General features: G+C 65.1%; 21 protein-coding genes and 1 pseudogene. 7 read left to right on the top strand and 15 right to left on the bottom strand.

Annotated features, from left to right (window positions below):
* Window positions 1-97: 97 nt before the first annotated feature.
* From NLM27_RS19475 to NLM27_RS19465, 3 genes are read left to right on the top strand one after another with little or no spacing between them, the layout of a single operon-like run.
* Complete coding sequence (locus tag NLM27_RS19475) at window positions 98-778, top strand: response regulator transcription factor (protein ID WP_254144847.1); 681 nt, start codon at window positions 98-100, stop codon at window positions 776-778.
* Entirely contained in the window at window positions 762-2,222 is a 1,461-nt protein-coding gene (locus tag NLM27_RS19470) for a HAMP domain-containing sensor histidine kinase (RefSeq protein WP_254144846.1), read from the top strand. Before NLM27_RS19475 ends, NLM27_RS19470 begins: the two co-directional genes overlap by 17 nt.
* Window positions 2,219-5,188, top strand: a complete 2,970-nt coding sequence (locus NLM27_RS19465) for a bifunctional [glutamine synthetase] adenylyltransferase/[glutamine synthetase]-adenylyl-L-tyrosine phosphorylase (protein WP_254144845.1) — start codon at window positions 2,219-2,221, stop codon at window positions 5,186-5,188. The genes NLM27_RS19470 and NLM27_RS19465 overlap by 4 nt, the downstream gene beginning before the upstream one ends.
* Here NLM27_RS19465 and NLM27_RS19460 read toward each other — a convergent pair.
* The 5 genes from NLM27_RS19460 to NLM27_RS19440 are packed head-to-tail and all read right to left on the bottom strand — an operon-like array spanning window position 5,163 to window position 11,158.
* A complete protein-coding gene (locus NLM27_RS19460; RefSeq protein WP_254144844.1) occupies window positions 5,163-5,399 on the bottom strand; it encodes a formate dehydrogenase subunit delta in 237 nt (78 codons plus the stop codon). The genes NLM27_RS19465 and NLM27_RS19460 overlap by 26 nt on opposite strands.
* Complete coding sequence (fdhD, locus tag NLM27_RS19455) at window positions 5,386-6,216, bottom strand: formate dehydrogenase accessory sulfurtransferase FdhD (protein WP_254144843.1); 831 nt, start codon at window positions 6,214-6,216, stop codon at window positions 5,386-5,388. The genes NLM27_RS19460 and fdhD overlap by 14 nt, the downstream gene beginning before the upstream one ends.
* Window positions 6,217-6,220: 4 nt before the next feature.
* Window positions 6,221-9,106, bottom strand: coding sequence for a formate dehydrogenase subunit alpha (gene fdhF / locus NLM27_RS19450; protein ID WP_254144842.1), 2,886 nt, complete (start codon window positions 9,104-9,106; stop codon window positions 6,221-6,223).
* 10 nt (window positions 9,107-9,116) lie between these two features.
* Window positions 9,117-10,673 carry an NADH-quinone oxidoreductase subunit NuoF gene (locus tag NLM27_RS19445; protein WP_254144841.1) on the bottom strand — a complete coding sequence of 519 codons (1,557 nt, stop codon included), beginning with the start codon at window positions 10,671-10,673 and terminating at the stop codon, window positions 9,117-9,119.
* Entirely contained in the window at window positions 10,670-11,158 is a 489-nt protein-coding gene (locus NLM27_RS19440; RefSeq protein ID WP_254144840.1) for a formate dehydrogenase subunit gamma, read from the bottom strand. The genes NLM27_RS19445 and NLM27_RS19440 overlap by 4 nt, the downstream gene beginning before the upstream one ends.
* Window positions 11,159-11,381: 223 nt before the next feature.
* Between NLM27_RS19440 and NLM27_RS19435 the strand changes: the two genes are divergently transcribed.
* Entirely contained in the window at window positions 11,382-12,275 is an 894-nt protein-coding gene (locus tag NLM27_RS19435; protein ID WP_254144839.1) for a LysR family transcriptional regulator, read from the top strand.
* Between the two features lie 238 nt (window positions 12,276-12,513).
* On the opposite strand, the gene NLM27_RS19430 is transcribed toward NLM27_RS19435, so the two are convergent.
* The 7 genes from NLM27_RS19430 to NLM27_RS19400 form a co-directional block, all read right to left on the bottom strand.
* Window positions 12,514-14,844 (bottom strand): ATP-binding protein, encoded by a 2,331-nt coding sequence (locus NLM27_RS19430; protein WP_254144838.1) that lies wholly within the window; start codon window positions 14,842-14,844, stop codon window positions 12,514-12,516.
* Between the two features lie 224 nt (window positions 14,845-15,068).
* A complete protein-coding gene (locus NLM27_RS19425) occupies window positions 15,069-16,442 on the bottom strand; it encodes a cation-efflux pump (RefSeq protein WP_254144837.1) in 1,374 nt (457 codons plus the stop codon).
* Window positions 16,443-16,695: 253 nt separating this feature from the next.
* Window positions 16,696-17,667 carry a zinc-binding dehydrogenase gene (locus NLM27_RS19420; RefSeq protein WP_254144836.1) on the bottom strand — a complete coding sequence of 324 codons (972 nt, stop codon included), beginning with the start codon at window positions 17,665-17,667 and terminating at the stop codon, window positions 16,696-16,698.
* Between the two features lie 25 nt (window positions 17,668-17,692).
* Entirely contained in the window at window positions 17,693-18,688 is a 996-nt protein-coding gene (locus tag NLM27_RS19415; RefSeq protein ID WP_254144835.1) for a nitronate monooxygenase family protein, read from the bottom strand.
* Between the two features lie 321 nt (window positions 18,689-19,009).
* On the bottom strand, window positions 19,010-19,660 hold the full coding sequence (locus tag NLM27_RS19410; protein ID WP_254144834.1) for a hypothetical protein: 651 nt from the start codon (window positions 19,658-19,660) through the stop codon (window positions 19,010-19,012).
* 48 nt (window positions 19,661-19,708) lie between these two features.
* Window positions 19,709-19,912 (bottom strand): hypothetical protein, encoded by a 204-nt coding sequence (locus NLM27_RS19405; protein ID WP_375142322.1) that lies wholly within the window; start codon window positions 19,910-19,912, stop codon window positions 19,709-19,711.
* Between the two features lie 288 nt (window positions 19,913-20,200).
* Window positions 20,201-20,440 (bottom strand): hypothetical protein, encoded by a 240-nt coding sequence (locus NLM27_RS19400; protein ID WP_254144833.1) that lies wholly within the window; start codon window positions 20,438-20,440, stop codon window positions 20,201-20,203.
* Between the two features lie 367 nt (window positions 20,441-20,807).
* On the opposite strand from NLM27_RS19400, the gene NLM27_RS19395 reads away from it, so the two are divergent.
* The 3 genes and pseudogenes from NLM27_RS19395 to NLM27_RS19385 form a co-directional block, all read left to right on the top strand.
* Entirely contained in the window at window positions 20,808-21,413 is a 606-nt protein-coding gene (locus NLM27_RS19395) for a hypothetical protein (RefSeq protein WP_254144832.1), read from the top strand.
* A gap of 299 nt (window positions 21,414-21,712) precedes the next feature.
* Window positions 21,713-23,545, top strand: a complete 1,833-nt coding sequence (locus NLM27_RS19390) for a caspase family protein (protein ID WP_254144831.1) — start codon at window positions 21,713-21,715, stop codon at window positions 23,543-23,545.
* A 184-nt stretch (window positions 23,546-23,729) separates the two neighbouring features.
* Window positions 23,730-23,945 (top strand): annotated as a pseudogene (locus NLM27_RS19385) (IS110 family transposase); the annotation flags it as partial.
* Between the two features lie 247 nt (window positions 23,946-24,192).
* Here NLM27_RS19385 and NLM27_RS19380 read toward each other — a convergent pair.
* From NLM27_RS19380 to NLM27_RS19370, 3 genes are all read right to left on the bottom strand, one after another.
* Window positions 24,193-24,981, bottom strand: a complete 789-nt coding sequence (locus NLM27_RS19380) for a fumarylacetoacetate hydrolase family protein (RefSeq protein ID WP_254144830.1) — start codon at window positions 24,979-24,981, stop codon at window positions 24,193-24,195.
* A complete protein-coding gene (locus NLM27_RS19375) occupies window positions 24,978-25,997 on the bottom strand; it encodes a 2-dehydropantoate 2-reductase (RefSeq protein WP_254144829.1) in 1,020 nt (339 codons plus the stop codon). Before NLM27_RS19375 ends, NLM27_RS19380 begins: the two co-directional genes overlap by 4 nt.
* Window positions 25,998-26,231: 234 nt before the next feature.
* A complete protein-coding gene (locus tag NLM27_RS19370; protein WP_254144828.1) occupies window positions 26,232-26,660 on the bottom strand; it encodes a CBS domain-containing protein in 429 nt (142 codons plus the stop codon).
* Window positions 26,661-26,745 lie beyond the last annotated feature (85 nt).

Here is a 26,745-nt window from a genome sequence, read left to right as displayed (position 1 = left end):
TTTCCCGATCCGAGATCGTTCCGCTCGGCTTGCATGCGATTGCCGCTCGCGCCATGTTTAGAGAAGGTTCACTCCCTTGACCGTCGCCGAACGCACGATGCGCCTCCTCATCATCGAAGACGACCGCGAATCCGCCGACTACCTCGTGAAGGCGTTTCGTGAAGTCGGACACATTGCCGACCACGCCGCGGACGGCGAGGAAGGCCTCGCCATGGCCGAGAGCGGCGATTACGACGTGCTGGTGGTCGACCGCATGCTGCCCAAGCGCGACGGCCTGTCGCTGATCGGCGCGCTGCGTGCGAAGGATGATTCGACGCCGGTGCTGATCCTCTCCGCGCTCGGCCAGGTCGACGACCGCATTAAGGGCCTGCGCGCCGGCGGCGACGACTATCTGCCCAAGCCGTATTCGTTCGCCGAGCTCCTGGCCCGGGTCGAGGTGCTGTCGCGCCGTCGTGGCGGGCCGGCTGAGGACACGCTCTACCGCGTCGGCGATCTCGAGCTCGACCGTCTCTCCCATCGCGTCGCCCGCGGCAAGGACGAGCTGACGCTGCAGCCGCGCGAATTCCGCCTGCTCGAATACCTCATGAAGCATGCCGGCCAGGTGGTGACGCGCACCATGCTGCTCGAGAACGTCTGGGACTATCATTTCGATCCGCAGACCAACGTGATCGACGTGCACATTTCGCGGCTGCGCTCCAAGATCGACAAGGGTTTCGAGCGCCCGCTGCTGCACACGATCCGCGGCGCCGGGTACATGATCCGTGACGGCATTCGGTAAACTCGTCCGCACCACGGCATTCCGGCTGACGCTGGTCTATCTTTTGCTGTTCGCGATGTTCGCGGCCTCGCTGCTCGGCTATTTCGCCTGGAATACGCGGCGGCTGATCACCGAGGAAATCACCCAGACGGTGAACTCCGAGACCTCGGAGATCAACGAGATCTACGACCGCCGCGGCATGTACGGCCTCGTGCGCACGATCGAGTATCGGGCGCTGCGGCCGGGCGCAAACCTCTATCTCGTGACCACGCCGACGGGGCAGGCGGTTGCCGGCAATGTCGGCTCGCTGGCGCCGGGCGTGATGGCGACGCGCGGCTGGACGGAGACGGCCTACCGCCGGATCGAGGATGCCGACGAGCGCGATCATCGCGCGCTGGTGCGCGTCACCGAATTGGAGAACGGCTTCCGGCTCCTGATTGGCCGCGACCTCGACGAGCGGCGGCGCCTGTTCAGCATCGTCGCCAAGGCCGCGCAATGGTCGGTCCTGATCGTCGTGGTGCTTGGCCTCGGCGGCGGCATTTTCGTGGCGCGTCGCGTCTTGACGCGCATCGACGCCATGACGGGCACCGCCCAGCGCATCATGACCGGCGACCTCAGCGGACGGCTGCCCGTCGGGCGTAGCGGCGACGAGCTCGACCGTCTCGCCGAGAACCTCAACGCCATGCTGGAGCGAATCGAGGCGCTGATGGCGGGGCTGAAGGAAGTCTCTGACAACATCGCGCACGACCTCAAGACGCCGCTGACGCGCTTGCGCAACCGCGCCGAGGAGGCGCTGGCGAAATCGGGTTGCGAGGCCGACTACCGCGCCGCGCTGGAGCGCACCATCGAAGAATCCGATGGTCTGATCCGCACCTTCAACGCGCTCCTGATGATCGCGCGTGCCGAGTCAGGGCAGGCGCGCGGCAACATGGACGATTTCGATGCCGCCGATGTCGCGGGCGGCATCCATGAGCTCTACGAGCCGCTGGCCGAAGACGACGGCATGACCCTGAAGGTCAGGGCAGAGCCGACGCCGGTTCATGCCAATCGCGAGCTGATCAGCCAGGCGCTGGCCAATCTCGTCGAGAACGCGATCAAATACGGCAAGCCGGAGGCTCAGGCCGCGGGAACCGTGGTCAGCATGGACGCCAGGCAGATCACGATCGAGGCCAGGCGCGAGGGCGACCATGTGCTGCTCAGCGTCACCGATCGTGGTCCGGGGATCCCCGAAGCGGATCGCAAGCACGTCGTCGAGCGATTCGTGCGGCTGGAGGCCAGCCGCACACTGCCGGGCTCCGGCCTCGGCCTCAGCCTTGCTGCGGCGGTTGCGACATTGCACGGAGGCGAATTGCGCCTGGGCGATGCCCATCCCGGTCTCGTCGCCACGCTCGTCCTGCCGGCGCGCCTGGGCGCTGGCGACAGGGTTGCTCCGCCAATACCGGATGTGCCACAGAAGGTGGCATGAACCACTCCGCGCCGGGAAACGCGGACAAGCATGGTGAGAGCCTCGCCGCACGCTTTGCGGAGGCTCCCTATGTTGCCGCTTCCACAACCGACGAAAAACGCTTCGGGAATTGGCTGGCCGAGCTCGAGCCGGCGCAATCGGCCCGTGTCGAATCGCTGCTGGTTCATCCCTTCGCGCGGGATATTCTGACCGGCATCGCGGAATTCTCGCCCTATCTGTTCGATCTGGTGCGCGCCGATTCCCTGCGCCTGATCCGGTTGCTCGAATCCGATCCGGACGCGCATCTGGCGGCACTGATGGCGGAGGCGAGGGACGCGGCGCTCGCGGCACCGGATGAGACCGAGGTGATGCGCCTGCTTCGCCGCATGAAGGCGGAGGCAGCGCTTCTGATCGCGCTGTGCGACATCGGCGGCGTCTGGCCGGTGATGCGGGTGACGGCCGCGCTGACCGACGTCGCCGTGTTCTCGGTCCGGGCGGCGCTCCAGTACCTGCTGCGGCAGGAAGCCGCACGCGGCAAGCTCTCACCGCCCGATCCCGAGGCGCTTGAAGACGGTTGCGGGCTGATCGTGCTCGCGATGGGCAAGATGGGTGCAGGCGAGCTGAACTATTCCAGCGACATCGATCTCATCGTGTTCTTCGATCCCGATGCCACGACGCTCGCGCCCGATATCGAAGCACAGCCGTTCTTCGTTCGCGTGACCCAGGGGATGGCGCGTATCCTCCAGCAGCGCACCTATGACGGCTACGTGTTCCGCGTCGATCTGCGCCTGCGGCCCGATCCGTCCTCGACTCAGGTGGCGATCTCGCGTGACGCCGCGCTGAATTACTACGAGCGGGAAGGGCGCACGTGGGAGCGCGCCGCGATGATCAAGGCGCGCGCCTGCGCCGGCGATCCCAGGGCGGGCGAGGCCTTGCTGGCGGAGATCGCGCCTTTCGTCTGGCGCAAGCATCTCGACTTCGCCGCGCTCGCCGACGTGCACGACATGAAGCGGCAGATGCAGACCTACCGCGGCCAGAGCGAGGTCGCCGTCGAAGGCCACAACGTCAAGGTCGGGCGGGGCGGCATCCGAGAGATCGAGTTCTTCGCCCAGACGCAGCAGTTGATTGCGGGCGGCCGCCATCCGGAATTGCGGGTGCGGCCGACGCTCGCTGCGCTCGACGTGCTCGCCTCCAGCAACTGGATCACCTTCGCGGCGCGCGACGAGCTGACCACGGCCTACGACTTCCTGCGCCGGGTCGAGCATCGGCTCCAGATGATCGCCGACGAGCAGACCCATACGCTGCCCGAGGACAAGGAAGCGGTCGAGCGCTTCGCCTGGTTCTTCGGCTATCCGGATCGCGAGGCCTTTGCCGGCGACCTCTTGCGCCAGCTTGAGATCGTGCAGGGGCATTACGAAAAACTGTTCGAGGGCGATGACCCGACCGGGACGGCCAAGCTGCCGGCGCTCGACTACAGTGCCGGTCCCGAGGATCCGCGCCTGCTCCAGCACCTGGCGACGCTCGGCTTCAAGAAGCCTGCCGCCGTCGCGCAGACCGTGCGCGACTGGATCACCGGCGATTATCGCGTGTTCCGCAACGAGGCGACGCGAAGCGCCTTCGTCGAGTTCGTGCCGGCCCTGATCGATGGTCTTGCCCATGCCGAGGAGCCGGATCGCGCCGTCGTGGCGTTCGATCATTTCCTCGCGGCGCTCCAGCGCGGCGGCCGGCTGATCACGCTGCTCGGCCAGAACCGCGATCTCGTCGCACTGGTGGCCCTGGTGCTGGGCGCAGCACCCAGGCTCGGCGAGATGCTGGCGCGCAAGCCGCAGCTGATGGACGGCCTGATCGATCCGCGCTTCTTCGGTGCCATGCCGGACAGGCAGGAATTGTCGGCGCGGCTCGCCACGACCGTGCAGGACGCCGGCTCATACGAAGAGTTCCTCGATCGCCTGCGCCTGTTCGGGCAGGAGAGCCTGTTCCTGATCGGCACGCGCATCCTGTCCGGCACCGTCTCGGCGCAGCAGGCGAGCACCGCTTTTGCGGATGTCGCCGAAGGCATCGTCCACACCGTGCATGGCCTCGTCGCCGAGCGCTTCGCAGCCCAGCATGGCCGCATCAAGGATCAGCAGACCGCGATCATCGCCATGGGCCGGCTAGGCAGCCGCGAGATGACCGCGTCATCCGATCTCGACCTGATCCTGCTCTACGATTTCGACAGCGACAATCCGGACTCGGATGGTGAGAAATCGCTGCAAGGTGCACACTACTTCGCTCGCTTCACCCAGCGCCTGATCAGCGCCTTCACGACGCGCACCAATTACGGCGTGCTCTACGAGATCGACATGCGGCTGCGTCCTTCGGGACGTGCCGGTCCCGTGGCCTCGAGCCTCGTCTCGTTCGCGGATTACCAGGCCAACGAGGCCTGGACCTGGGAGCACATGGCGCTGACGCGCGCCCGCGTGGTGTCGGCGTCGCCTGAATTCGCTGACAGCATCGAGCGCGTCATCCGCGATGTCCTGACCCGCCGCCGTGATCCCGCAATCACCGCCAACGACGTCGCCGACATGCGGCGCGCGATTGCCCAGGAGAAGGGCGAGACGGATTGCTGGGATCTCAAACATGCCGCCGGTGGCATGGTCGACATCGACTTCATCGCGCAATATCTCCAGCTCGTGCATGCCCACGACAAGCCCGACATCCTCGACGTCAGCACCATGCAGGTGCTGGAAAACGCTTGCAGGCTCGGCGTACTCCCGCAGTCGGAGACCGAGATCTTGCGCGCCGCGGCGCGGCTCTATCACGATCTGACGCAGATCCTGCGGCTTTGCGTCAGCGACCGCTTCAAGCCGGAAACCGCCGGCTCGGACCTCCTACGCGTGATGGCGCGTGCCGGGGACGCGCCGGATTTCTCGTCGCTGGAGGCGCGGGTGAAGGAGACGCAGAGCGAGGTGCGGCGCGTGTTCAGGGCGCTGCTGGAAGGGTCGTAGTCTGTTTCAGCGAGGTGATGGCTTCGCGCACATCAGGCTCGAGGCCGCCGCCGCCCGCATCGAGATGGGCGAAGATCGCGCGCTTCATCCGGGGGTCCCAGAACTTCTTGATGTGCTCGGCGATCCCCGGCACGGCCTTGTCGTGGCCCTGGCTCTGGAAGAACTTGCCGATCTGGTTGGCCATGTAGATCAGGCGGTCAGGCGACGACATCGATAATCTCCTGAGCACGATGGCCTGCAAGGCGGCCGTGGTGCGTGAATATTTCAAATCCATCGCTGCGGGCGATTGCGATCAGCGTGATGCCGGCAGCTTCCGCGGTGCGCACGGCGAGCGCGGTGGGTGCGGAAACCGCGACCATCACTGGCGCGCCGATGGCGGCGGTCTTCTGCACCATCTCGACCGAGACCCGGCTCGTCAGCAGCACCATGCCGCCACTCGCATCCGTGCGGCTGCGTGCGAGCGAGCCGGCCAGCTTGTCGAGCGCGTTGTGGCGGCCGACGTCTTCGCGCAGGGCGCCAAGTCCGCAGGACGGCGCCCAGAACGCGGCGGCGTGAACGGCGCGGGTCTGCATGTTGATCGCTTGCAGCGGCGCAATGGCCTGCATCGCCGTCATGATCTGTTGCGGCGTAAAGGTCTGGCCCTGCGGAACGACCGCCGCGGGCCGTATAGCCTCCGCGATCGACTCGATGCCGCAGATGCCGCAGCCGGTCGGGCCGGCGATATGGCGCCGGCGCTCACTGATGCGCGCGGCATCATCCGAGGCCAGCCACATGCGCAGCTCGATGCCGTCGTCGAGGCGGACGATTTCGAGCGACCGGATGTCGTCGACCGACTTGATGATGCCTTCGTCCAGGCTGAAGCCGACCGCAAAATCTTCCAGGTTCTGCGGCGTTCCCATCATGACGGCGTAGGTGCCGCCATTGTACGTCAGCGCCAGCGGCGTCTCCTCCGGGATCAGCCGCGCCCCTTCGGACGCGACGCCGTCGCGCCAGATCTCGCGGTCGATGGCCTGGACCGGCACGTGCATGCGGCTACTCCGCGGCCTCGGCTGGCGCGATGCGGCGGGAGTGCCGCGCCTGCTCGTCGTAGGACTTCTGCCAGTCGGACGGGCCGTTCGACGGCGAGATCTGCACCGCGGTGACCTTGTATTCGGGGCAGTTGGTCGCCCAGTCCGAAAAGTCGGTCGTGATGACGTTGGCCTGCGTATCCGGGTGGTGGAAGGTGGTGTAGACGACACCCGGCGACACGCGGTCGGTGATCTCCGCGCGCAGCGTGGTTTCACCGGCGCGGCTCTGCAGCCGCACCCAGTCGCCGTCGCGCACGCCGCGCTGCTCGGCATCGTGCGGATGGATCTCCAGCCGGTCCTCGGCATGCCAGACCACGTTCTCGGTGCGCCTAGTCTGCGCGCCGACATTGTACTGGCTGAGGATGCGGCCGGTGGTGAGCAGCAGCGGGAAGCGAGGGCCGGTGCGCTCGTCGGTCGCAACATATTCGGTGACGATGAACTTGCCCTTGCCGCGGACGAAGCCATCGATATGCATCACCGGCGTGCCCTCCGGCGCCTTCTCGTTACAGGGCCACTGCACTGAGCCGAGCTCGTCGAGCTTGGCGTAGGAGACACCGGCGAAGGTCGGCGTTAGCGCCGCGATCTCGTCCATGATCTCCGACGGATGGTTGTAGTTCATCTCGAAGCCCATCGCCTTGGCAAGCGCGATGGTGACTTCCCAGTCGGCCATGCCGTTCTTCGGCGACATCACCTTGCGGACGCGCTGGATGCGGCGCTCGGCGTTGGTGAAGGTGCCGTCCTTCTCCAGGAAGCTCGAGCCGGGCAGGAACACGTGCGCGTAATTCGCGGTCTCGTTCAGGAAGAGGTCGTGGACGATGACGCATTCCATCGACGACAGCGCCGCTACCACGTGCTTGGTGTTGGGATCGGACTGGAGGATGTCCTCGCCCTGCACGTAGATGCCCATGAACGAGCCTTCGATCGCAGCATCGAACATGTTGGGAATGCGCAGGCCCGGCTCCGGGTTGAGCTTGACGTTCCACAGCGCCTCGAACTGGTCGCGCACGGCGTCGCCCGAGATGTGACGGTAGCCGGGCAGCTCGTGCGGGAACGAGCCCATGTCGCAGGAGCCCTGCACGTTGTTCTGGCCGCGCAGCGGGTTCACGCCGACGCCGGGACGGCCGATATTGCCGGTCGCCATCGCGAGGTTGGCGATCGCGATCACCGTGGTCGAGCCCTGGCTGTGCTCGGTGACACCGAGGCCGTAATAGATCGCGCCATTGCCGCCGGTGGCGTAGATGCGGGCGGCTTCGCGCAGCACCTTCGGATCGACGCCGGTGAGGATGGCGGTGGCTTCCGGGCTGTGCTTGGGCTGGGCGACGAACGCGGCCCATTCCTCGAACTCGGCCCAGTCGCAGCGCTCGCGCACGAAGGCCTCGTTGGCGAGGCCCTCGGTGACGATGACATGCGCCAGCGCCGTCACGACCGCAACGTTGGTGCCGGGCATCAGGGGCAGGTGCAGCGCCTTCACATGCGGCGATTCCACCATCTCGGTACGGCGCGGATCGATCACGATCAGTTTGGCACCCTGGCGCAGCCGCTTCTTCAGGCGCGAGGCGAACACCGGGTGAGCCGAGGCCGGATTGGCGCCGATGATCACCGCGACGTCGGTGTCCTCCACCGAGTCGAAGTCCTGCGTGCCGGCAGAGGTGCCGAAAGTCTGCGACAGGCCATAGCCGGTCGGCGAATGGCAGACGCGGGCGCAGGTGTCGACATTGTTGTTGCCGAAGCCGCCGCGGATCAGCTTCTGCACCAGATAGGTTTCCTCGTTGGTGCAGCGGGACGAGGTGATGCCGCCGATGGCGTCGCGGCCGTACTGCTTCTGGATGCCGCGCATCTTCGCCGCGGCAAATGAGAACGCCTCGTCCCAGGACACTTCGCGCCAGGGATCCTCGATCCGCTCGCGGATCATGGGATTGAGGATGCGTTCCTTGTGGTTGGTGTAGCCCCAGGCGAAGCGGCCCTTGACGCAGGAATGGCCGCGATTGGCCTTGCCGTCCTTGTAGGGCACCATGCGCACAACTTCCTCGCCGCGCATCTCGGCCTTGAAGGCGCAGCCGACGCCGCAATAGGCGCAGGTGGTGACAACGGAGTGCTCGGGCTGGCCGATCTCGATCACGGATTTTTCCGTCAGCGTCGCAGTCGGGCAAGCCTGCACGCAGGCGCCGCAGGACACGCATTCGGAGCCGAGGAAGCTCTCGCTCATGCCAGGCGAGACGCGGCTGTCGAAGCCGCGGCCGGAGATGGTCAGCGCGAAGGTGCCTTGCACCTCCTCGCAGGCGCGGACGCAGCGCGAGCAGACGATGCACTTGGAGGGATCGTAGGTGAAGTACGGATTGGATTCGTCCTTCGGCATCCAGTGGTCGTTGGCGCAGCCATCGGTCTTGCCAGGTGTCTTGGCGAAGACGTGGTTCTCGCCCTCATAGCCGTAGCGCACGTCGCGCAGGCCCACGGCGCCGGCCATGTCCTGCAATTCGCAATCACCATTGGCGCCGCAGGTGAGGCAGTCGAGCGGATGGTCGGAGATGTAGAGCTCCATCACGCCCTTGCGCAGCTTCTTCAGCCGCTCGGTCTGGGTGTGGACGACGAGGCCGTTCATGACAGGCGTGGTGCAGGAGGCCGGCGTGCCGGCGCGACCCTCGATCTCGACGAGGCAGAGCCGGCAGGAGCCGAACGCGTCGACCATGTCGGTCGCGCAAAGCTTCGGGATCTGGTGGCCGGCGTCCATCGCGGCCCGCATGATCGAGGTGCCTTCGGGCACCGTGACCTCATTGCCGTCGATGGTCAGCGTGACCATCGTTTCCGATTTTGAAGCCGGCGTGCCGAAGTCGATTTCTTCGATCAGAGACATTGTCGTTCTCCTATTCCGCGGCCTGAAGCGTGGTCGGGACGGGTGCGAAATCCTCCCGGAAGTGCTTCAATGCGCTGAGCACTGGGTAGGGCGTGAAGCCGCCGAGCGCACAGAGCGAGCCGAATTTCATGGTGTTGCAGAGGTCTTCGACCAGCGCGAGATTCTCGCTCACGCGCTCGCCATTGATGATCTTCTCGATGGTCTCGACGCCGCGGGTCGAGCCGATCCGGCAGGGCGTGCACTTGCCGCAGGATTCGACCGCGCAGAACTCCATCGCGAAGCGTGCCTGCCTGCGCATGTCGACGCTGTCGTCGAACACGACGATGCCGCCATGGCCGATCAGGCCGTCGCGCGCGGCGAAGGCCTCGTAGTCGAACGGCGTATCGAACAGCGCGCGGGGAAAATAGGCGCCGAGCGGGCCGCCGACCTGCACGGCGCGGACCGGGCGGCCCGTGAACGTGCCGCCGCCGATGTCGTCGACGAGCTCGCCGAGCGTCACGCCGAACGCGGTCTCGAACAAGCCGCCGTAGCGGATGTTGCCGGCGAGCTGGATCGGCATCGTGCCGCGCGAACGGCCCATGCCGAAATCGGCGTAGGCCTTGGCGCCTTCGGCGAGGATGAAGGGGATGGCCGCGAAGGACAGCACGTTGTTGATCACGGTCGGCTTGCCGAACAGGCCGTGATGGGCGGGCAGCGGCGGCTTGGCGCGCACGATGCCGCGGCGGCCCTCGAGGCTTTCCAGCAGCGAGGTCTCCTCGCCGCAGACATAAGCGCCGGCGCCGACGCGCACCTCGAGATCGAACGCTTGCTTCGAGCCGCCGATGTTCGCGCCGAGATAGCCGCCGCGCCTGGCCGCTGCGATCGCGGCGTTCATCGCCTCGACCGCGTGCGGATATTCGCTGCGGATGTAGATGTAGCCCTTGGTCGCGCCGACGGTGATGCCGGCGATCGTCATGCCCTCGATCACCAGGAAGGGATCGCCTTCCATGATCATGCGATCGGCAAAGGTGCCGCTGTCGCCTTCGTCGGCGTTGCAGACGATGAATTTGCGGTCGGCCTTCGCCTGCGCGACGGTCTTCCACTTGATGCCGGTGGGGAAGCCCGCGCCGCCGCGGCCCCGCAGGCCTGAAGCTGTCACTTCGTTGAGGATCGCATCGGAGCCGAGCGACAGCGCGTGCTCCAGGCCCTTGTAGCCGCCATGGGCGCGGTAGTCGTCGAGCGAGCGCGGGTCGATCACGCCGCAGCGGGCGAAGGTGAGGCGGGTCTGGCGCTTCAGCCAGGGGATCTCGTCGGTGGCGCCCAGCCGCAAGAGATGCGACGTGTTGCCGGCAAGCGCATCGAGCAGGGAGGGCACGTCGGTCGCGGTAACAGGCCCGAACGCGATCCGGCCCTGTGGCGTCGCGACCTCGACCAGCGGCTCCAGCCAGTACATGCCGTGCGAGCCGGTCCTGACGATCTCAACCGCGACGCCGCGCTTGGCCGCAGCCTGATCCAGCGCCAATGCAACTTCATCGGCGCCGACGGCAACCGCACCCGCATCGCGTGAGACGAATAGACGCATGCTCATCGCTGTGCCTCCGCAACCAGTGCATCGAGGCGCTTCTGATCGAGCCGGCCGATCAGGCGGCCGTCGAGCATCGCGGAGGGCGCGGTCGCACACAGGCCGAGGCAGTAGATCGGCTCCAGCGTGACGCGATCGTCGGCCGTGGTGTTGCCGAGCGTGACGCCAAGCTTGGCCTCGGCGCGCGCGGCCAGCGCATCGCCGCCGGCAGCCTGGCAAGCTTCCGCGCGGCAGAGCTTCAGGACATGGCGGCCGGCGGGCTTGTGGCGGAAATCATGATAGAACGTGAATACGCCGTGCACTTCGGCGCGCGACAGATTGAGCGCCTGCGCCACCATGGGAATGGCGGCCTCCGGCACGTAGCCGAACGCCTCTTGAAGCGCATGCAGGATGACGAGCGTCGCGCCTTCCTGCTTGGCATGTTCGGCGATGATCTCGGCGCCGCGCGTTTCGTCCCATGATTCGTAACGAGGCTCGTAAACCGCTGTCATTCTTCGTTCTCAACCTGAGCGTTCCTCATCCCAAACTATTTGGAATCGTTCGAAGATCAATAAAGCTGTCTCATGCTGCGATCGGGAATCCGGATCGATTGGTCAATGCAATCGATCGATATGAAAATGCGATCGAAGCCGTTCCGCCGGACGGTTTTTGCGTGTTGGGAGGGGGTAGGCGTGCTAGCTTGCATGCCACGACAGAATCCGAGGGGACGTCCGGTTGATCGACAAGCTTGAACTGCTGCTGGCGCTGGCGAAGGAGCGGCATTTCGGACGCGCGGCGGAGGCCTGCGGGGTCACCCAGCCGACCATGTCGACTGGGCTCAAGCAGCTCGAGGAGATCCTCGGCGTCATGCTGGTCCAGCGCGGGTCCCGCTTCCAGGGCTTTACGCCGGAAGGCGAGCGGGCGCTGGACTGGGCGCGGCGGATCGTGGGCGATGCCCGCGCGATGCGCGACGAGATCAACGGGCTGAAGCATCAGCTCTCCGGCGAGATCCGCATCGCGGCGATCCCGACCGTGCTCGGCATGGTCGCCGCGCTGACGACGCCGTTCCGCGCCAGGCATCCGGAGGTGCGTTTCAGCATCCGCTCGACGACCTCATCGGAGGTGCTGGGATTGCTCGAAAATCTCGAGGTTGACGCGGGGCTGACCTATATCGAGAACGAGCCGATCGGCAAGGTGCGCACCATTCCGCTCTACAACGAGAGCTATCGTTTGCTGACGTCGCCGGACGGGATGTTCGGCGACCGCGAGACGGTGACCTGGAAAGAGGTCGGGCAGGTGCCGCTGTGCCTGCTCACGCCCGACATGCAGAACCGCCGCATCATCGACCGTGCGCTGCGCTCGGTCGGTGCCGAGGCGACGCCGACGCTGACCTCGAACTCGCTGCTCGTGCTCTTCACGCACGTCAAGACGGGGCGCTGGGCGAGCGTGATGCCGGCCAAGCTCGCCGAGACGCTCGGCCTGTCCGATACGGTGCGCTCGATCCCGATCGTCGATCCCGAGGTCAATTACAGCATCGGCCTGGTGATCCCGCAGCGCGATCCGATGACGCCGCTGATCGCAGCGCTGGTCAATGTCGCGCGCGAAGTCGCGCCGTCGCTGCAGTTGTAGGAGCCAGAGTATTTTCGAGCCACAGTCAAGGGCATGGTGAGATTGGGTTCGAATATCGCAACGAGGGAGGTGTGCTCCCTCCCCCGCTTGCGGGGGAGGGTTGGGGAGAGGGTATCTCCACAGTCGAGACCCCCAAGAGGAGAGAGCCCTCACCCGGCGCGTTGCGCCGACCTCTCCCGCAAGCGGGAGAGGTACACCGAGCCCGCGGCCGCTTGATTCAGCCTAAGCCGACTCCGCTTTAAGCCGCCGCCGAGATCCCGGTCGCTGCCTTGATCGCATCGCGCGGCAGCGTCACGCGCACCACCGTGCCGACATCGATCTTCGAGCGCAGGCGCATCGTGCCGCCCTGGAGCTGCGCCAACGAGCGCGCTATGGCGAGCCCGAGGCCCGAGCCGTGATAGGTCTTGGTGAGCTGGCTCTCGACCTGCTCGAACGGGCGGCCGAGCCGCGCCAGCGAATGCGGCGCGATGCCGATGCCGGTGTCGGCGATCATCAGCACGATCCGGTCGTCGAGCTGCCGGCTGCGCACCACGACGCGTCCGCCGTCGGGCGTGAACTTCACCGCGTTTGAGAGCAGGTTGACGATGATCTGCTTGGTGGCGCGGCGGTCGGCGACGACGGAGATGGATTTTGCGATGTCGGCGTCGAGGATCAGGTGCTTGTCCTGCGCCCGGCCGGTGACGACCCGCAAGGATTCCGCCAGCGTCCGCGACAGATCGAGCTCTTCCATGTCCAGCTTCATGCGGCCGGCCTCGATCTTGGACATGTCGAGGATGTCGTTGATGACCTCGAGCAGATAGTGGCCGCTGGTCAGGATGTCCTGGCAGTATTCCTGGTATTTTTCGCTGCCGAGCTCGCCGAACAGACCCGAGCCCATGATCTCGGAGAAGCCGATGATCGCGTTGAGCGGCGTGCGCAGCTCGTGGCTCATATTGGCGAGGAATTTCGACTTGGTCTGGTTGGCTTCCTCGGCGCGGGTCTTCTCGCGCTGGTACTTTTCGGCGAGGTCGGCGAGCTCGACCGCCTGGCGCTCCAGCGCGGCCTGCGAGCGCTTGAGGTCGATGACGGTGGCGCGCAGGCGCAGATCGTTGTCGACCAGCTTCTGCTCGTGCTCCTTGATGCGTGTGATGTCGGTGCCGACCGAGACGTAGCCGCCGTCCTTGGTGCGGCGCTCGCTGATGTGCAGCCAGCTGCCGTCGTCGAGCTGCGCCTCGAAGGTGCGCGCGCCGGGGCCTTGGGCACCGGTCTCGTTGTGGCGGGTGCGCACCTCCGGCATGCGGCCGACCTCGAGCACGGTCTCGTAGGAGGTGCCGGGAATCACGGCGGTGTCGGGCAATTTGTGCAGACGCTGGAAGTGCGAATTGCAGAGCACCAGGCGGTCGCTCGCGTCCCACAGCACGAAGGCTTCCGGGATGGTCTCGATCGCGTCGCGCAGGCGAAGGTCGGCTTCCACCGTCTTCTCGGCGAGGCTCTTCTGCTCGGTGATGTCGACGGCGATGCCGATCAGGTGCACGCTGGAATCGGTCGCGCCGCGCACCTTTTCGCAGCGGACGCGGAGCCAGATCCAGTGGCCGTCGACATGCTGCATGCGGAAGGTCTGGTCGATGTGGTCGATCTTCTCGGAGATGAGCTGGTCGGCGATCTCGAACAGATCGATGTCGTCGGACTTCACCAGCGCGTTGACCTCGCCGAAGGTGAGGAGCTCGTTGCGGCCGTCGAGGCCGAGCATCGAGAACATCGATTGCGACCAGAAGATCCGGCCGCGGGACAGGTCCCAGTCCCACAGGCCGCAGCGGCCGCGGTTGAGTGCGGTGTCGATGCGGCCGCGCACGGCGTCGTTAATGAGGTCGCCTTCGCGGGCCCGGGTCGACTGCCAGTGGAAGGCGAAGCCCAGGATCAGGACGACGAAGCCTGTCGTCGCCGACAACGTCACCGAGAGCGCGGCGTCCGAGCCCCAGATCGGCTCGTTGCGTTCCTGGATCACGGTGACGAAGCCGGGCAGCGACTTGATCTGCCGCGAGGTCGCCATCGCGGCGTTGCCGTTCGGCAGCGTCATGTCGGAGACGTTGGCGTCGCGTGGCGGCGTCGCGACCAGTTGCGCGATCGTGATCGCATCGAGCAGGCGGTCGTTGCCGGAGGGATCGCTGTCGATCGGAATGCGGGCGAGGATACGGCGGTCGATGCCCGCCGAGGTGACGATGACGTGGCGGCCCGAGGCCGTGCCCCAGGACGGAATGAGATCAGGCAGCAGCGACGGCAGGCTCTCGATGTTCTTGAGCCGCTCCTGTCGCGCGGAGGTGAGGCGGTCGATGCGTTCGGCGAGCACGTCGGCGAGCGCCGAGATGTCGTGCCGGATCACCAGCCGCTTCTGCCGCGTCTGGTCGACGACCTGCACGAACGCGCCGAGGCAGATCGTGATCAGGAACGCGATGATGAGCGTCGGCACGGCGCGGCGCAGCGCCGGCTCCGCGATCAGTAGCCGGTGATAGGCAGGTTTCGCGATCGATTGCGCCAATCCCTTGATCGAATCGGATTGGACGCACGCGTTCGCGGCGTCTGCACGCGACATGCCTTCGGCCCCCTGAAAACCAGCTTGCAACTTGAGCTCGGAAGCAGCCCCACGTCGCTTCCGAATCATACCGATTTGAATCCAGTTTTCGCAGGCTGTCGAGAGTCAACGAATCGTTAACGCGAAATTATTCTTATCCAGAGCGCAGTTTGCGCAGCGCGTGTCCGTAAATAGACGTGCGCGCTGAGTCCGAAACGAGAACATGTGACTCCGCGCGGACCATATCACACACGCGGCGGCTCGGCGTGGCTGATGACGCGCTTCACGCTCGGGAACGCGCGCCGCAATGCGCGCTCGATCGCATCGACATGCTCGTGCACCCTGATCACGCTCATCGACGGCGCTGCGCGGCAGTGGAAGTTGACGATCTCGCCGGCCTCGGTGTTGCGGACGCGTACGTTATGGATGTCGTGAATCTCGCCTTCGCCGGCAAACTCCGTCAGCGCGGCGGCAATGGTTTGCACGCGTTCCGGCGGGGCGTCGACGCCGAACGGCAGCTCCGGTTCCAGTGGCTCGATATGGACATCGACCTCGACGTCCGCGCCGAACTCCTCCTGGATGTTCCGCTCCAGCGTATTGGCGACGTCGTGGGCTGAATCGAGCCGCATCTCGCCGTCGACCTCGAGGTCGATGCCGACGATCAGCTTGGCGCCGAGGTCGTGCACCGTGACGTGGTGGATCGCGAGGCCGGAATTGCGCGCGATCACCATGATGCGGTCGCGCACGGTCTCGTTGTTGCGCGCGACGGGGATGGCCATGAAGGTGAGGTCGGCGTCGCCGAACGCCTTGCTGACGGCGAGTTCGGCGTTGTGCTTGATGTCCTCGACGCGGTCGATCGGATAGGTCCGTGGCACCTTCGCGATGGTGTCGATGAACGTGGTCGCCCCGACCATGCGCACGCGCAGTCGCTCGACCTCGATCACCCCCGGCACGCTGCGGATCGCGGCCTTGGCCTTCTCCTGGGCGCCCTCCGGCGCGCGGTCGACCAGCGTCTGCACCGTCGAGCCGGCCATGCGCAGGCCGAGCAGGGCGATCATCACGGCGACGGCGGCGGCCGCGGCGGCGTCGCCCCACCAGAAGCCGAGGCCGGCGAGGACCAGGCCCACGATCACGGCAGACGAGCCCATCACGTCGGAGGCGAAATGCAGCGCGTCCGCCGCCAGTGCCTGGCTCCTGGTCTCCCGCGCGGCACGGTGCAGCGCGCGGGCGCGCCAGAGATTGACGGCGATGTCGATCACCAGCACGACGAAGGGCACGGCCGAAATCGTCGGCGGCTGGGTTCCCTCGCGCAGCCGGCTATAGGCCTCGACTAGGATGCCGCCGGCGAGCACGTAAAGCAGCGCCGTGACGCCGAGCGCGGAGACGCTCTCCAGCTTGCCGTGGCCGTAATGGTGCTCCTCGTCCGCCGGCTTGTCGGACACCCGCACCACCGCCCAGGTGATGATGGTGGCGACCAGGTCGATCGCGGAATGCAGCGCCTCGGAGATCAGCGCCAGCGAGCCGATCGCGATCCCGACCACGAACTTGGCCGCCGCCATGCCCCCGCTGGCGAAGATCGAGATTGCGGCGACCGAGGTCTTATTGTGCTGGGAGGTCATGGCGGGGATTTAGCAGCCTAAGGCTGAACATCAAGCGACGATCCACAGCTATCGTCGCAAGTGAGTTGCAGGAGCAAAGCTATTGCGAATGCTTCCGAATTGAATGCTGGCTTATGCCACTAGCTCGGTCTCGTAGGGTAGGCAAAGGCGCGTAGCGCCGTGCCCACCAGCAGGTGTCTCCTGATCCGCCGCCTATGGTGGGCACGCTTCGCTTTGCCCACCCTACTGGGGGTATCTGGACGCGGAGCGCCGCCTACGGCACCGTCACGACGATCTTCCCCAGATGCTTGTTCGCCTCCATGTGCTCGAACGCCTGGTCGATCTGGTCGAACGGATAAACCTTGTCGATCGGCAGTTGCAGTTTGCGCGATTCCACCGCGCCCCAGATGTCCTTGCGGACCTCCTCGAAGATCTCGCGGACCTCCTCGATGGTGCGGGTGCGGAAGGTGACGCCGACATAATCGATGCGGCGCGCGGCATGCAGGTCGAAGTTGAAGTCGGCATGGGTGCCGCCGAGCCGGCCGACATTGACGATCCGGCCCTTGATCTTCGTCGCGGCGAGGTTCTGGCTCGCGACTTTGCCCGAGACCTGGTCGACGATGAGATCGACGCCTTCGCCGTTCGTTGCCTTCAGGACGTCGTCGACCCATTTCGGATCGGAGCTGTCGACGGCGAGATCGGCGCCGTATTCCTTCAGCCGGCCGCGGCGATAGGCGTCGGTCGACGAGCCGATCACGAGCTTTGCGCCCTTGAGCCTGGCGATCTGCATCGCCATCAGGCCGACGCCGGAGCTGGCGCCCTGGATCAACACGGTTTGGCCCGGCTGCACGCCGCCGATGGTGACGACGGCGTTGTGCATGGTCGCGAGCGCGACGGGGAGGGTGGCGGCCTCCTCGAAATTCATGTTCGAGGGTGCGCGGAACAGCCGGCCGTGATCGGCGAGCGTATATTCGGCGAAGGCAGCGCCGCCCGAGCCCATGATGCGGTCGCCGACCTCTACGCCTTTTGCGTCGGGCCCGAGCTCGGCGACTTCGCCGGCCCATTCCATGCCGAGCACGGTGCCGACGCCGCCGGCCGCGCCATGGGCGTGGCCCTTGCGCATGCCGGTGTCGGCGCGATTGAGGCCACAGGCGCGGACGCGCACCAGCACCTGCGTGCCCTTGGGTTTCGGTTGAGCGACGTCGGAAATCTGAGCGCCGTCAGGGCCATACACATAAGCCTTCATGAATTACTCTCGCCTCTTGAAGTGATTATTCCGCCGCTTGCGCGGTCGGATGAACGATCATGCCTTCGAGCCGGCTGCGAATGATGGCCTCGGCCTCGCGCACGATGCGGGAGACGAGCTCGGCGCAGCTCGGGATGTCCTGGATCAGGCCCTGCACCTGGCCGGCCGACCAGATGCCCTCGTCGGAATTCCCGGTCGCGTAGACCATCTTGCCGCGGGCACCGGCGACGAGCTCGCGGATGTCCTCGAACCTGGCGCCTTCCTTCTCCATCGCGACGACCTTGGTCGAGATCGCGTTCTTGGCGACGCGCGACGTGTTGCGCATGGTGCGGAAGATCAGCTCGGTCTCGCGCTCGTCATTGGCGACGATCTTCTCCTTGATGGACTGGTGGATCGGGCTCTCCCTGGTGGCCATGAAGCGCGTGCCCATGTTGATGCCGTCGGCGCCGAGCGCCAGCGCCGCGACGAGGCCGCGGGCGTCGGCAAAGCCGCCCGAGGCGATCATCGGGATCTTGATCCTGTTGGCGGCGGCCGGGATCAGGATCAGGCCGGGGGTGTCGTCCTCGCCGGGGTGGCCGGCGCATTCGAAGCCGTCGATCGAGATGGCGTCGACGCCCATGCGCTCGGCCGAGAGCGCGTGGCGTACGCTGGTGCATTTGTGCACGACCTTGACGCCGTGCTTCCTGAACTCGTCGACATGCGCCTGCGGCTTGTTGCCGGCGGTCTCGACCACCTTGACGCCGCTCTCGATGATGGCGGCGCGGTATTCGGCATAAGGCGGCGGCTTGATTGCGGGCAGGATGGTGAGGTTGACGCCGAACGGTCTGTCGGTGAGGTCGCGGCAGCGCGCGATCTCCTTGGAGAGGTCCTCCGGCGTCGGCTGGGTCAGCGCCGTGATGAAGCCGAGCGCCCCGGCATTGGCGACCGCTGCGACCAGCTCGGCCCGCCCGACCCATTGCATGCCGCCCTGGACGATCGGATGCTCGACGCCGACGAGCTTGGTGAAGCGTGTCTGCAGCATGATCTGTTTCCCCCGCCCACATGGCGCTCTGTTCTCGGTTGATGCCGGGAGGATGCCGCCAGGGGTGGGAAATGTCTATTGCGCCGCCGTGCGGGCTTTCATGCGGGCGGGAGGGGGTGATTCCACGGGGCGGATAATTGGAGCGGTTACGCTTGCCGCATCCACCGCCGTCGTCCTGGCGAAAGCCAGGACCCATAACCACAGGGAGATGTTGTTTGGCGCAATGGTGGCCGCGGCGTGCCCGATAGCGCTGACCGGGGTAATGGGTCCTGGCTTTCGCCAGGACGACGTTGGAGGGATATGCGGACGCGCTCCGGCCAGCTACTCCGCCGACAGCCGCACCATCTGGCGGCCGCCGTTGATTTCCTTGAGGCTGTTGACGAAGTTTTCCGGGCGCTGCCAGCGGTAGGGGACCTTCAATCCCATGAACTCGGCGATGTCGCCGATGAAGCCGGTGCAGTTGGTGGTCTCGGCGTTCCACACCGGCGAGTTTGCCTGCAGTTTCTTGATGTAGGCGAACACGCGCTTGGCGTCGGCCTCGTTGAGATAGACGCGATAGCTCGCGGTCAGATATTCCGGATCGAGATCGCCGTAGCTCGCGCCGGTCTCGGAGGGCACAAAGGTGATGTGGCCGAGCACGTAAGCAAGCGTGTCGCCGGCCGGCGTGAGGCCCGCGACCTCGACCGCGCGCTCGCTGGTCTTGCCGTACCAGACGAAGGCGTGGCCCCAGCTCGCGGCCGTGCGGGCGCGGAAGTCGACGTAGTACGGACCTTTCTCCGCGCGCGCGACGGGACGCCGCGTCGCTGGCGGCTGAGGTCGTGATGCGGTGTCAGCAGTAGCAAGCGCGTTCGCATCGGCAACGCGCTTGTTCGCTTCATGGGCCGAGGCCGAGGGCATCATGCATGCGATCATGGCCGCGAGCGCGAAGCCCGCGAGGATGCAGGATCCCGATCGATCAGGTTTGTACGTCACGCGATGCCCCCTCGACTCTCGGCCGCCTACGCAGGTTCGTGTTGCGCCTCAGTAGCGCGCTGCGACCGGGCCGGGCGCCTTGCCGATCGGGGCCTTTCCAACCGGGCTCTTGCCAATCGGCATCTTGCCGATCTGCGCCTGCTCGGCGGGATAGGCCGGCACGGGCTGGCGGCGCGGCAGATCCGCAGCGTTCGCGGCCGTCACCAGAGCAAGCGTAGCACCCAGAGCAATTACAATCTTCTTCACGTTGATACCCCTAGAAGGTTTGGTCCAAACACGGCAGAGCCGTGCCCCCAGACACGCGTCACAGAAGGGCGGCCGAATGCGTCCAAGTTGCGGCAAGCGCGGGACATGTTGGCGGCATCTATCGGGCGCGCGGAGATGTGATGTGTCCCGTCGTTTCGGCGGCGCAATGAGCGCGCGCAGCTTTTGTAGCCCGCATGAGCCAAGCGATATTGCGGGTTCTCTACGGAAGCATGGATCCCGGATATCGCTTCGTTCATCCCGGGCCTCGACACCGCTTGTTCTCACCCGATCGGTCTATCGCTTTCCGAGGAAGTTCGAGCGCATCTTGTCGGCGAACCAGACCACGAAAATCGCAGCGAACGAGAGAACGAAGTACAGGGCCGTCCACAAAAGTGCATTGCCGGCATTCGTCATGGCGTCCTCCCTGGCATCAGAAATTGATTTCTTGCGGGAAGGATAGCGTTGGCCGCGACGGCCGATTTGCGCTGGATCAATTTTGCTGCGCTGCAGAGCAAATAGCCGACGAGCCTTCATTCCGGGCTCGCGACGTCGTCGCGTCCCGGAATGATGGAGAGCACTAGGGCGTGCACCCATAAATGACGACGATGGCTTTTGATGGCTGAGTGGAAATGGTCTGATCGGTTAGAGCATTACCGCTTGTGACCCGGACCGGAAGCTGTCCGAGTTCGTGTATGAACCATTTGAATTGTGACCCCGACCAAGGGTCGGAAGAGGGTTCGGGGAAATAGCGATAGGCCATCCCCACCGCTCCCGACGCCCCAGAAGCGATCGGGCGGGTGAAGAAAGCTTTGAGCCAAAAATGATGAGCGATTGAGCTATGCAGAAGCGCTCAACCTTCAATGTAGGGCAATTCGGAGTTGGTGGTCGAAAGACGCTCTTCTTGCTGCTTCTCCTTTTCGCGATCCCCGCGGACGACTGCTCCGCGCAGACACCTCCGCCCCCAGTCAGCGAACATGCGTTCGAGCGCGTGCCGCCGACAGTCGTGAAGAGATTGGCGACCCGCTTTTCGCTAGGCGCATTCGCAGGCCGCTTCGAGAAGACGCGGCTCGGCGCGGTTCGCGAAGCCGTGGGCGAAGGGACCATCCAACACCAGGGCGACGCTGGAGATAGTGTCTATTGGCTGTGTTATAGGCGCGCGCAGTATCGACTATGGGCCGTGTCCAGCGGAGAGATGGGCGGCCCGGACCATCTCGTCACAGAGGTCGTTGAAGAGCTCACCGAGAAAGACACCGAGACCTCGACCGATTGCGCCATCATCCCGGAAAAGTTCGCGCCCGTCGTCTTCGACGGCAAGCTGCATTTAGGTATGTCGCGTTTGGAGGTAGTCACGGCGCTGGGACCGCCGTCGAAGTCGGAAGCTGCTCAGATGGTGTATTCTCACCACGGAAAGCTCGCAGACGGTTTTGATGAGACCGCATGGCTCATTCTCCGATTTCGTGAGGAAAAGCTCGTGTCCATGCGCGGCGGCAAGACCACGACGAATTGAAAGTGGCTGCTATCCGCTCAATGGCGCTAAAAGAGACGTTGTCTCTCGATCATAAAGCAGACGCCATTTCGGCGCCGCCAAGGTCCGCTTTTGATGCTGTGGACGGCTCCTCCACCGGCGCCAGAAAGGCAAGCCGCCGATCTGTGACGATGGTCACGCAAAGGTCCGCATCTTCCGACCTTCTTTTCGTCAGACGGAAGAATGTTTCGGCGATTTGGCTTAGTGACTCATCTCACATAAGGCCCACTTGCCTTCGGGCAGGCTGTGACTACGCTGCTCGCAATTGATTTGGGGCTGTAATGGGCGCGCTTCGTTTTCTTTTGATCCTTTTTGCCGTGTGGCTGGGATGCGGGCCGGCGATCGCCGAACGGCGTGTGGCGCTGGTTATCGGCAATTCGGCCTACAAGAACGTGTCCCGGCTCACCAACCCGGCGAACGATGCCACTCTGGTCGGTGGCATGTTCAAGAAGGCCGGATTCGACGCCGTCGACATCAAGCTTGACCTCAATGTCGCGGAGATGCGGAGGGCACTGCGTGACTTCGGCGACAAGACCAGGAATGCCGAGGTCGCCGTGATCTACTACGCCGGTCACGGCATCGAACTTGATGGCACCAACTATCTGATCCCCACGGACGCAACGCTGGAGAGGGATAGCGACGTCCTCGACGAGACGATTGCTCTGGACCGCGCGCTGTTTGCGGTCGAACCCGCGAAGCAGCTCCGCCTTGTCATTCTCGATGCCTGCCGGGACAATCCGTTCGCCAAGACTATGAAGCGGACGATCGCTTCGCGCGCCATCGGGCGCGGCCTCGCCAAGATCGAGCCGACCAGTCCGAACACAATGATTGCTTTCGCAGCGAAGGCGGGGTCGACGGCGTCAGATGGCGACTCCAAAAACAGTCCATTCGCGGCGGCCCTGGTCGAGCGCCTCCCCACGCCGGGGCTGGATCTGGGGAAGGCATTTCGCTTCGTCCGCGACGATGTTTTGAAGAAAACTGGCAACAAGCAGGAGCCCTATGTCTACGGTTCGCTCGGCGGCGATGACTTGGCGCTGATTCCTGCGAAGCCTGTGGCAGCGGCGCCGCAAGGGCCGCAAGCGAATTCGCAGGATGGAATCCGCAGGGACTATGAGCTTGCGCTGCAGACAGGAAACCGGGACGGATGGGAAGCATTCCTCCAGGCCTATCCCGACGGGTTCTATGCCGGCCTGGCTCGCGCGCAGCTGAAGAACGTTGCAGCCGAAGAGGCGCGCGCGGCTGCAGCGACCAAGGCGCGCCAGGCTGAGGACGAAAAGGCGCGGCTCACGGCTGAGCGCGCGAACAAGGCGGAGCAGGAAAAGGCGGCGGCGGCCGCCAAGGCTGCAGAGAACGCACGAATTGCGGCTGAGAAGACCAAGCAGGTCGAGGAGGCCAAGGCGGCCGCCGCCGAGCAGCGCAGGAAGGATGCCGAAGCCGCCGTAGCCAAGAAGGCGTTGGACGACAAGGTCGAAAACGACAAGGCGGCTGCCGAGCTGATTGCAAAACAACCAGCCGACAACACGCCGCCAGAGGGAGAGCAAAAGGTCGCGGCAGTCGCCCCAACGCAATCGCCGCCCAGTCTCTCGCCGCAGGAGACCGCTAAGTTGATTCAGTCCGAGCTCCGTCGCGTGGGATGTCTGATCGGAACAGCGGACGGAGAGTGGAACGCGACCTCGCAGCGGTCGCTGACGCTGTTCAACAAGTATGCTGGCACCAAGTTCGACGCCAAACTGGCGAGCTTCGATGCCCTTGATGCGATCAAGAGCAAGCAAGATCGTGTCTGCCCGTTGGTCTGCGACCATGGGTTCAAGGCTGATGGCGACGCATGCGTCAAGATCGCCTGCCGCACAGGCTATCGGGTCAACGACGGCAACGAGTGCGAGAAGGTCCAGGATAAGAAGCCTGTTGCGACCCGTCCGGATGCCAAGCCGCGAGACGACGAGAGAAAGAAGGGCGAAGCCGTCCCCACTGGTTCACAGGCCAAGTCTGCCGGCCAGATTTTCTGCGGCCCGGCGGGATGTCGGCCTGTCAGAAGCGGATGCAGACTGGAAGAGGATCGAATCGGACGCAACACTGGGTTAATGTCTGGCCGTCAGCTTGAGGTATGCAACTGATCGCCGCATTAATTGGTCACGTGTTCCTCTCCTCGCTGGCCTGACTAACAAACTTTCGGTCGGTGTGCTTCTCGAGGTCTATCGGGACTTCTGCTTTTGATGCCGTGGACGGCTCCTCCACCGGCGCGAGAGCGCCAAGGAGTGGGCGCCATTTTGAGGCTCCCACGATTCGGAGGAGCAAGCTATGCAGTCAATTTCGACAATCGGTCTGGATATCGCGAAGTCGGTCTTCCAAGTACACGGCGTTGATGCCGGCCAAGTGGTCATCCGCCGTCAGTTGAAGCGCCGCCACGTCCTGGCGTTTTTTTTTCAGAAGCTGCCGCCCTGTCTGGTGGGGATCGAGGCTTGCGCATCATCGCACCATTGGTCTCGCGAGTTGCAGGCGTTAGGGCATACAGTGTGCTTTTGACCGGGACCTGATCCGCGGAGGGCATCATGGCCAGCGGTCACGTGAACCGCGCTAATAGGCCGAACACATGGCTGCCCCGACTACCGCCGCATGCGTAAAGAAAACCCTTGCCAACCTGGAGCCGCCCACACATGGCCCTTTAGCGACCTGCGACGATGTCCGCTTTTTTGCCGCTGTTGAATGACGAGCGGACATCAGGCGCGACCGAGATCAAGCGTCTCACTTATGAGTACACGCCCTACAGCCGAAACTCGTTGGTGAGCTCGCCGATGCCGTCGATCGCGACAGTCACGGCGTTCACCGGCTCCTTCATCACGCCGACGCCGACCGAGGTGCCCACCGCAATGAGGTCGCCAGGGAGCAGGGTCATGTCGTGGGAGATCCTGCTGACGAGCTCCTGCGCGCTGAAGATCATGTCCGAGATCGGATAGTTCTGCCGCTCCGCGCCGTTGAGGATGGTGCGGACCACGAGCCTCGCCGGATCGAGGCCGGTCGCAATGAGGGGGCCGAACGGGCCGTAACCGTCGATGCCCTTCGCGCGCGCCCATTGCGGGAAGGTCGGGTCGCGGGTCAAGATGTCGTTGGCGGTGATGTCGTTGACGCAGGTGTAGCCGAAGATGAAGCTGTCGGCTTCGCCAGGCGAGACGCGGGCGCAGGTCTTGCCGATGACGATGCCGAGCTCGCCCTCATAGGTGGTCTTGCCGTCGTAGTAAGAGGGGCGGCGGATCACGGCGCCGGGTGTCGTGATGCTGGTGGTGGCCTTGAGCAGATAAAGCGGCTCCGGCGGCTCGGGCTGGTTCAGCTTGGCGGCGAGCGCGTGAAAGTTGTTCCAGAGCGCGACGATCTTGCTGGGCGCGCAGGGCGCGAGCAGCTCGACCTCAGGCAGCGCCAGCGTCTTGCCGGTAGCCGCGTTGCGGCCGAACATCTCGCCCTCGTGCACGCTGATGCCTGACGGTGTCAGCGTGCCGAAGCCGGTCGTGCCGGCGTGGCGGAAGCGCAGCCACTGCTTCATCTCGCCCGCCATCATGCCACCGCCAGTGCGCGGGGATCTGATGGCGTCGAGATGCCGTCATAGAGGCCGGCGATGCGGGCACGCTGGGTCACCATCGCCAGCACCGAGTCGAGCGCGGGCGTGGCGATGCCGGTGAGGCGGCCCATCTCCTGCACGACGGTGACGAGCGGGTCGATCTCCATCGGGCGGCCGCGCTCGAGATCCTGGAGCATCGAGGTCTTGTGCGCGCCGACCTTGCGGGCGCCCTCGATGCGGCGCTCGACGTCGACGCGGAATTTGACGCCGAAGGTCTCGGCGATGGCCTGCGTCTCCACCATGATCGCGCGCGACAGCGCGCGCGTCGCCGGATCGGTGCAGATCACGTCGAGGGTTGCATGCGTGAGCGCGCTGATCGGATTGAAGCAGACATTGCCCCAGAGTTTCAGCCAGATCTCGTCGCGGATGCGGTCGAGCACGGGGGCCTTCAGGCCGGCCGCGACGAACAGGTCGGCAAGTCGCTGCACGTCCGGTGTGACCTCGCCGGAGGGCTCGCCGAGCGGGAAATTGTTGCCGTAGACGTGGCGGATCACGCCGGGCGCCTCGATCTCGGTGGCGGGATAGACGATGCAGCCGATGGCACGCTCGGCGCCGATTTCGCGCCACTGCCGCCCGCCGGGGTCGATGCTCTCCAGCGTCGAATTCTCGTATTGGCCGCCGTGCTTGTAGAAGTACCAATAGGGGATGCCGTTGACGGCAGTGACGATGCGGGTGTGCGGGCCGAGCAGCGGCTGCATCTTCTCGATCACGCCGGTGATCGAGTGCGCCTTCAGCGTGACGACGATGGTATCCTGCACGCCGAGCTCGGCGGGATTGTCGGTGCAGCGCGGATGCACGGTGTGCTTTTCCTCGCCCGCGAGCAGCGTCAGGCCGCGCTCGCGCATCGCGGCAAGGTGCGCGCCGCGTGCGACCAGGCTGACGTCGGCGCCTGCGCGCGCGAGCTGAACCCCGAGATATCCGCCGATCGCGCCGGCGCCGTAGATGCAGATCTTCATGAAATCCTCGTGGGACCAAGATTTGGAAGCGTTGCGATGGCTCGTGACACAGGTCTGCTGCACCTCTCCCGCTTGCGGGAGAGGTCGACGTGCCCCGGGCGATGCGAAGCATCGTCCCGAGCGCGGCGGGTGAGGGCTCTATCCTCTTGGGGAGTTTCCCTAGCGGAGACACCCTCTCCCCAACCCTCTCCCGCAAGCGGGAGAGGGAGCGCGCCTGTTTTGTGGCTGGGAGCTCTAGGCTGCTGCTTGCGGCGTGCCGTTGAGTGCTTCGTCGACGGCAGCGGCGATGTCGCGCATGCTGATGACGGAGACGAGGCTGTACTCGTCGATGACAGGCAGATGCCGGATGTGATGCCGGTTCATCAGATGCCGGACGTGCTCGATCGTGTCCGAGGAGGTGCAGGACACCAGCTGCTGCACCGAGACCAGCTGCGAGACCTTGACGTTGACGGCATTGGCGCCGTGCTCGGCGACGGCGCGCACCACGTCGCGCTCGGTGAACATGCCGACCGCGGTGTTACCCTCGGAGCGGACCACGTCCTTGACCACTAGCGCGCTGATGTTGTTGGCGCGCATCAGCTTGGCGGCGATACCCACCGTTTCGTTCATTCGCACCGTGACAACGCGCGGCGTCTTCTTGCGCAGAATGTCTCCGACCAGCATTGCAACCTCCTTGGGTGAATGACAGAGGAAGTGTGGTATACATAATGCCAATCGTCAAGCGTTGGATTTGGGGGATCCGAAAAAT

Origin of the sequence: Bradyrhizobium sp. CCGB12, from assembly GCF_024199845.1 — a bacterium.
Classification (GTDB): Bacteria; Pseudomonadota; Alphaproteobacteria; order Rhizobiales; family Xanthobacteraceae; genus Bradyrhizobium.
The sequence above is the reverse complement of the archived record's forward strand: the minus strand, read 5'-3'. Positions and strand labels throughout refer to the sequence as shown.

Bases quoted from the DNA above. Each gene is read 5' to 3' on its own strand.
- NLM27_RS19415 (WP_254144835.1), bottom strand. From the start codon at position 18,688: ATGCTGCAGACACGCTTCACCAAGCTCGTCGGCGTCGAGCATCCGATC.
- NLM27_RS19370 (WP_254144828.1), bottom strand. From the start codon at position 26,660: ATGCTGGTCGGAGACATTCTGCGCAAGAAGACGCCGCGCGTTGTCACG.
- NLM27_RS19460 (WP_254144844.1), bottom strand. From the start codon at position 5,399: ATGTCGTCGCCTGACCGCCTGATCTACATGGCCAACCAGATCGGCAAG.
- NLM27_RS19390 (WP_254144831.1), top strand. From the start codon at position 21,713: ATGGGCGCGCTTCGTTTTCTTTTGATCCTTTTTGCCGTGTGGCTGGGA.
- NLM27_RS19400 (WP_254144833.1), bottom strand. From the start codon at position 20,440: ATGAAGGCTCGTCGGCTATTTGCTCTGCAGCGCAGCAAAATTGATCCA.
- NLM27_RS19375 (WP_254144829.1), bottom strand. From the start codon at position 25,997: ATGAAGATCTGCATCTACGGCGCCGGCGCGATCGGCGGATATCTCGGG.
- NLM27_RS19440 (WP_254144840.1), bottom strand. From the start codon at position 11,158: ATGACAGCGGTTTACGAGCCTCGTTACGAATCATGGGACGAAACGCGC.
- NLM27_RS19475 (WP_254144847.1), top strand. From the start codon at position 98: ATGCGCCTCCTCATCATCGAAGACGACCGCGAATCCGCCGACTACCTC.
- NLM27_RS19445 (WP_254144841.1), bottom strand. From the start codon at position 10,673: ATGAGCATGCGTCTATTCGTCTCACGCGATGCGGGTGCGGTTGCCGTC.
- fdhF (WP_254144842.1), bottom strand. From the start codon at position 9,106: ATGTCTCTGATCGAAGAAATCGACTTCGGCACGCCGGCTTCAAAATCG.
- NLM27_RS19430 (WP_254144838.1), bottom strand. From the start codon at position 14,844: ATGTCGCGTGCAGACGCCGCGAACGCGTGCGTCCAATCCGATTCGATC.
- NLM27_RS19420 (WP_254144836.1), bottom strand. From the start codon at position 17,667: ATGAAGGCTTATGTGTATGGCCCTGACGGCGCTCAGATTTCCGACGTC.
- fdhD (WP_254144843.1), bottom strand. From the start codon at position 6,216: ATGCACGTGCCGGTCCAGGCCATCGACCGCGAGATCTGGCGCGACGGC.
- NLM27_RS19465 (WP_254144845.1), top strand. From the start codon at position 2,219: ATGAACCACTCCGCGCCGGGAAACGCGGACAAGCATGGTGAGAGCCTC.
- NLM27_RS19425 (WP_254144837.1), bottom strand. From the start codon at position 16,442: ATGACCTCCCAGCACAATAAGACCTCGGTCGCCGCAATCTCGATCTTC.
- NLM27_RS19380 (WP_254144830.1), bottom strand. From the start codon at position 24,981: ATGATGGCGGGCGAGATGAAGCAGTGGCTGCGCTTCCGCCACGCCGGC.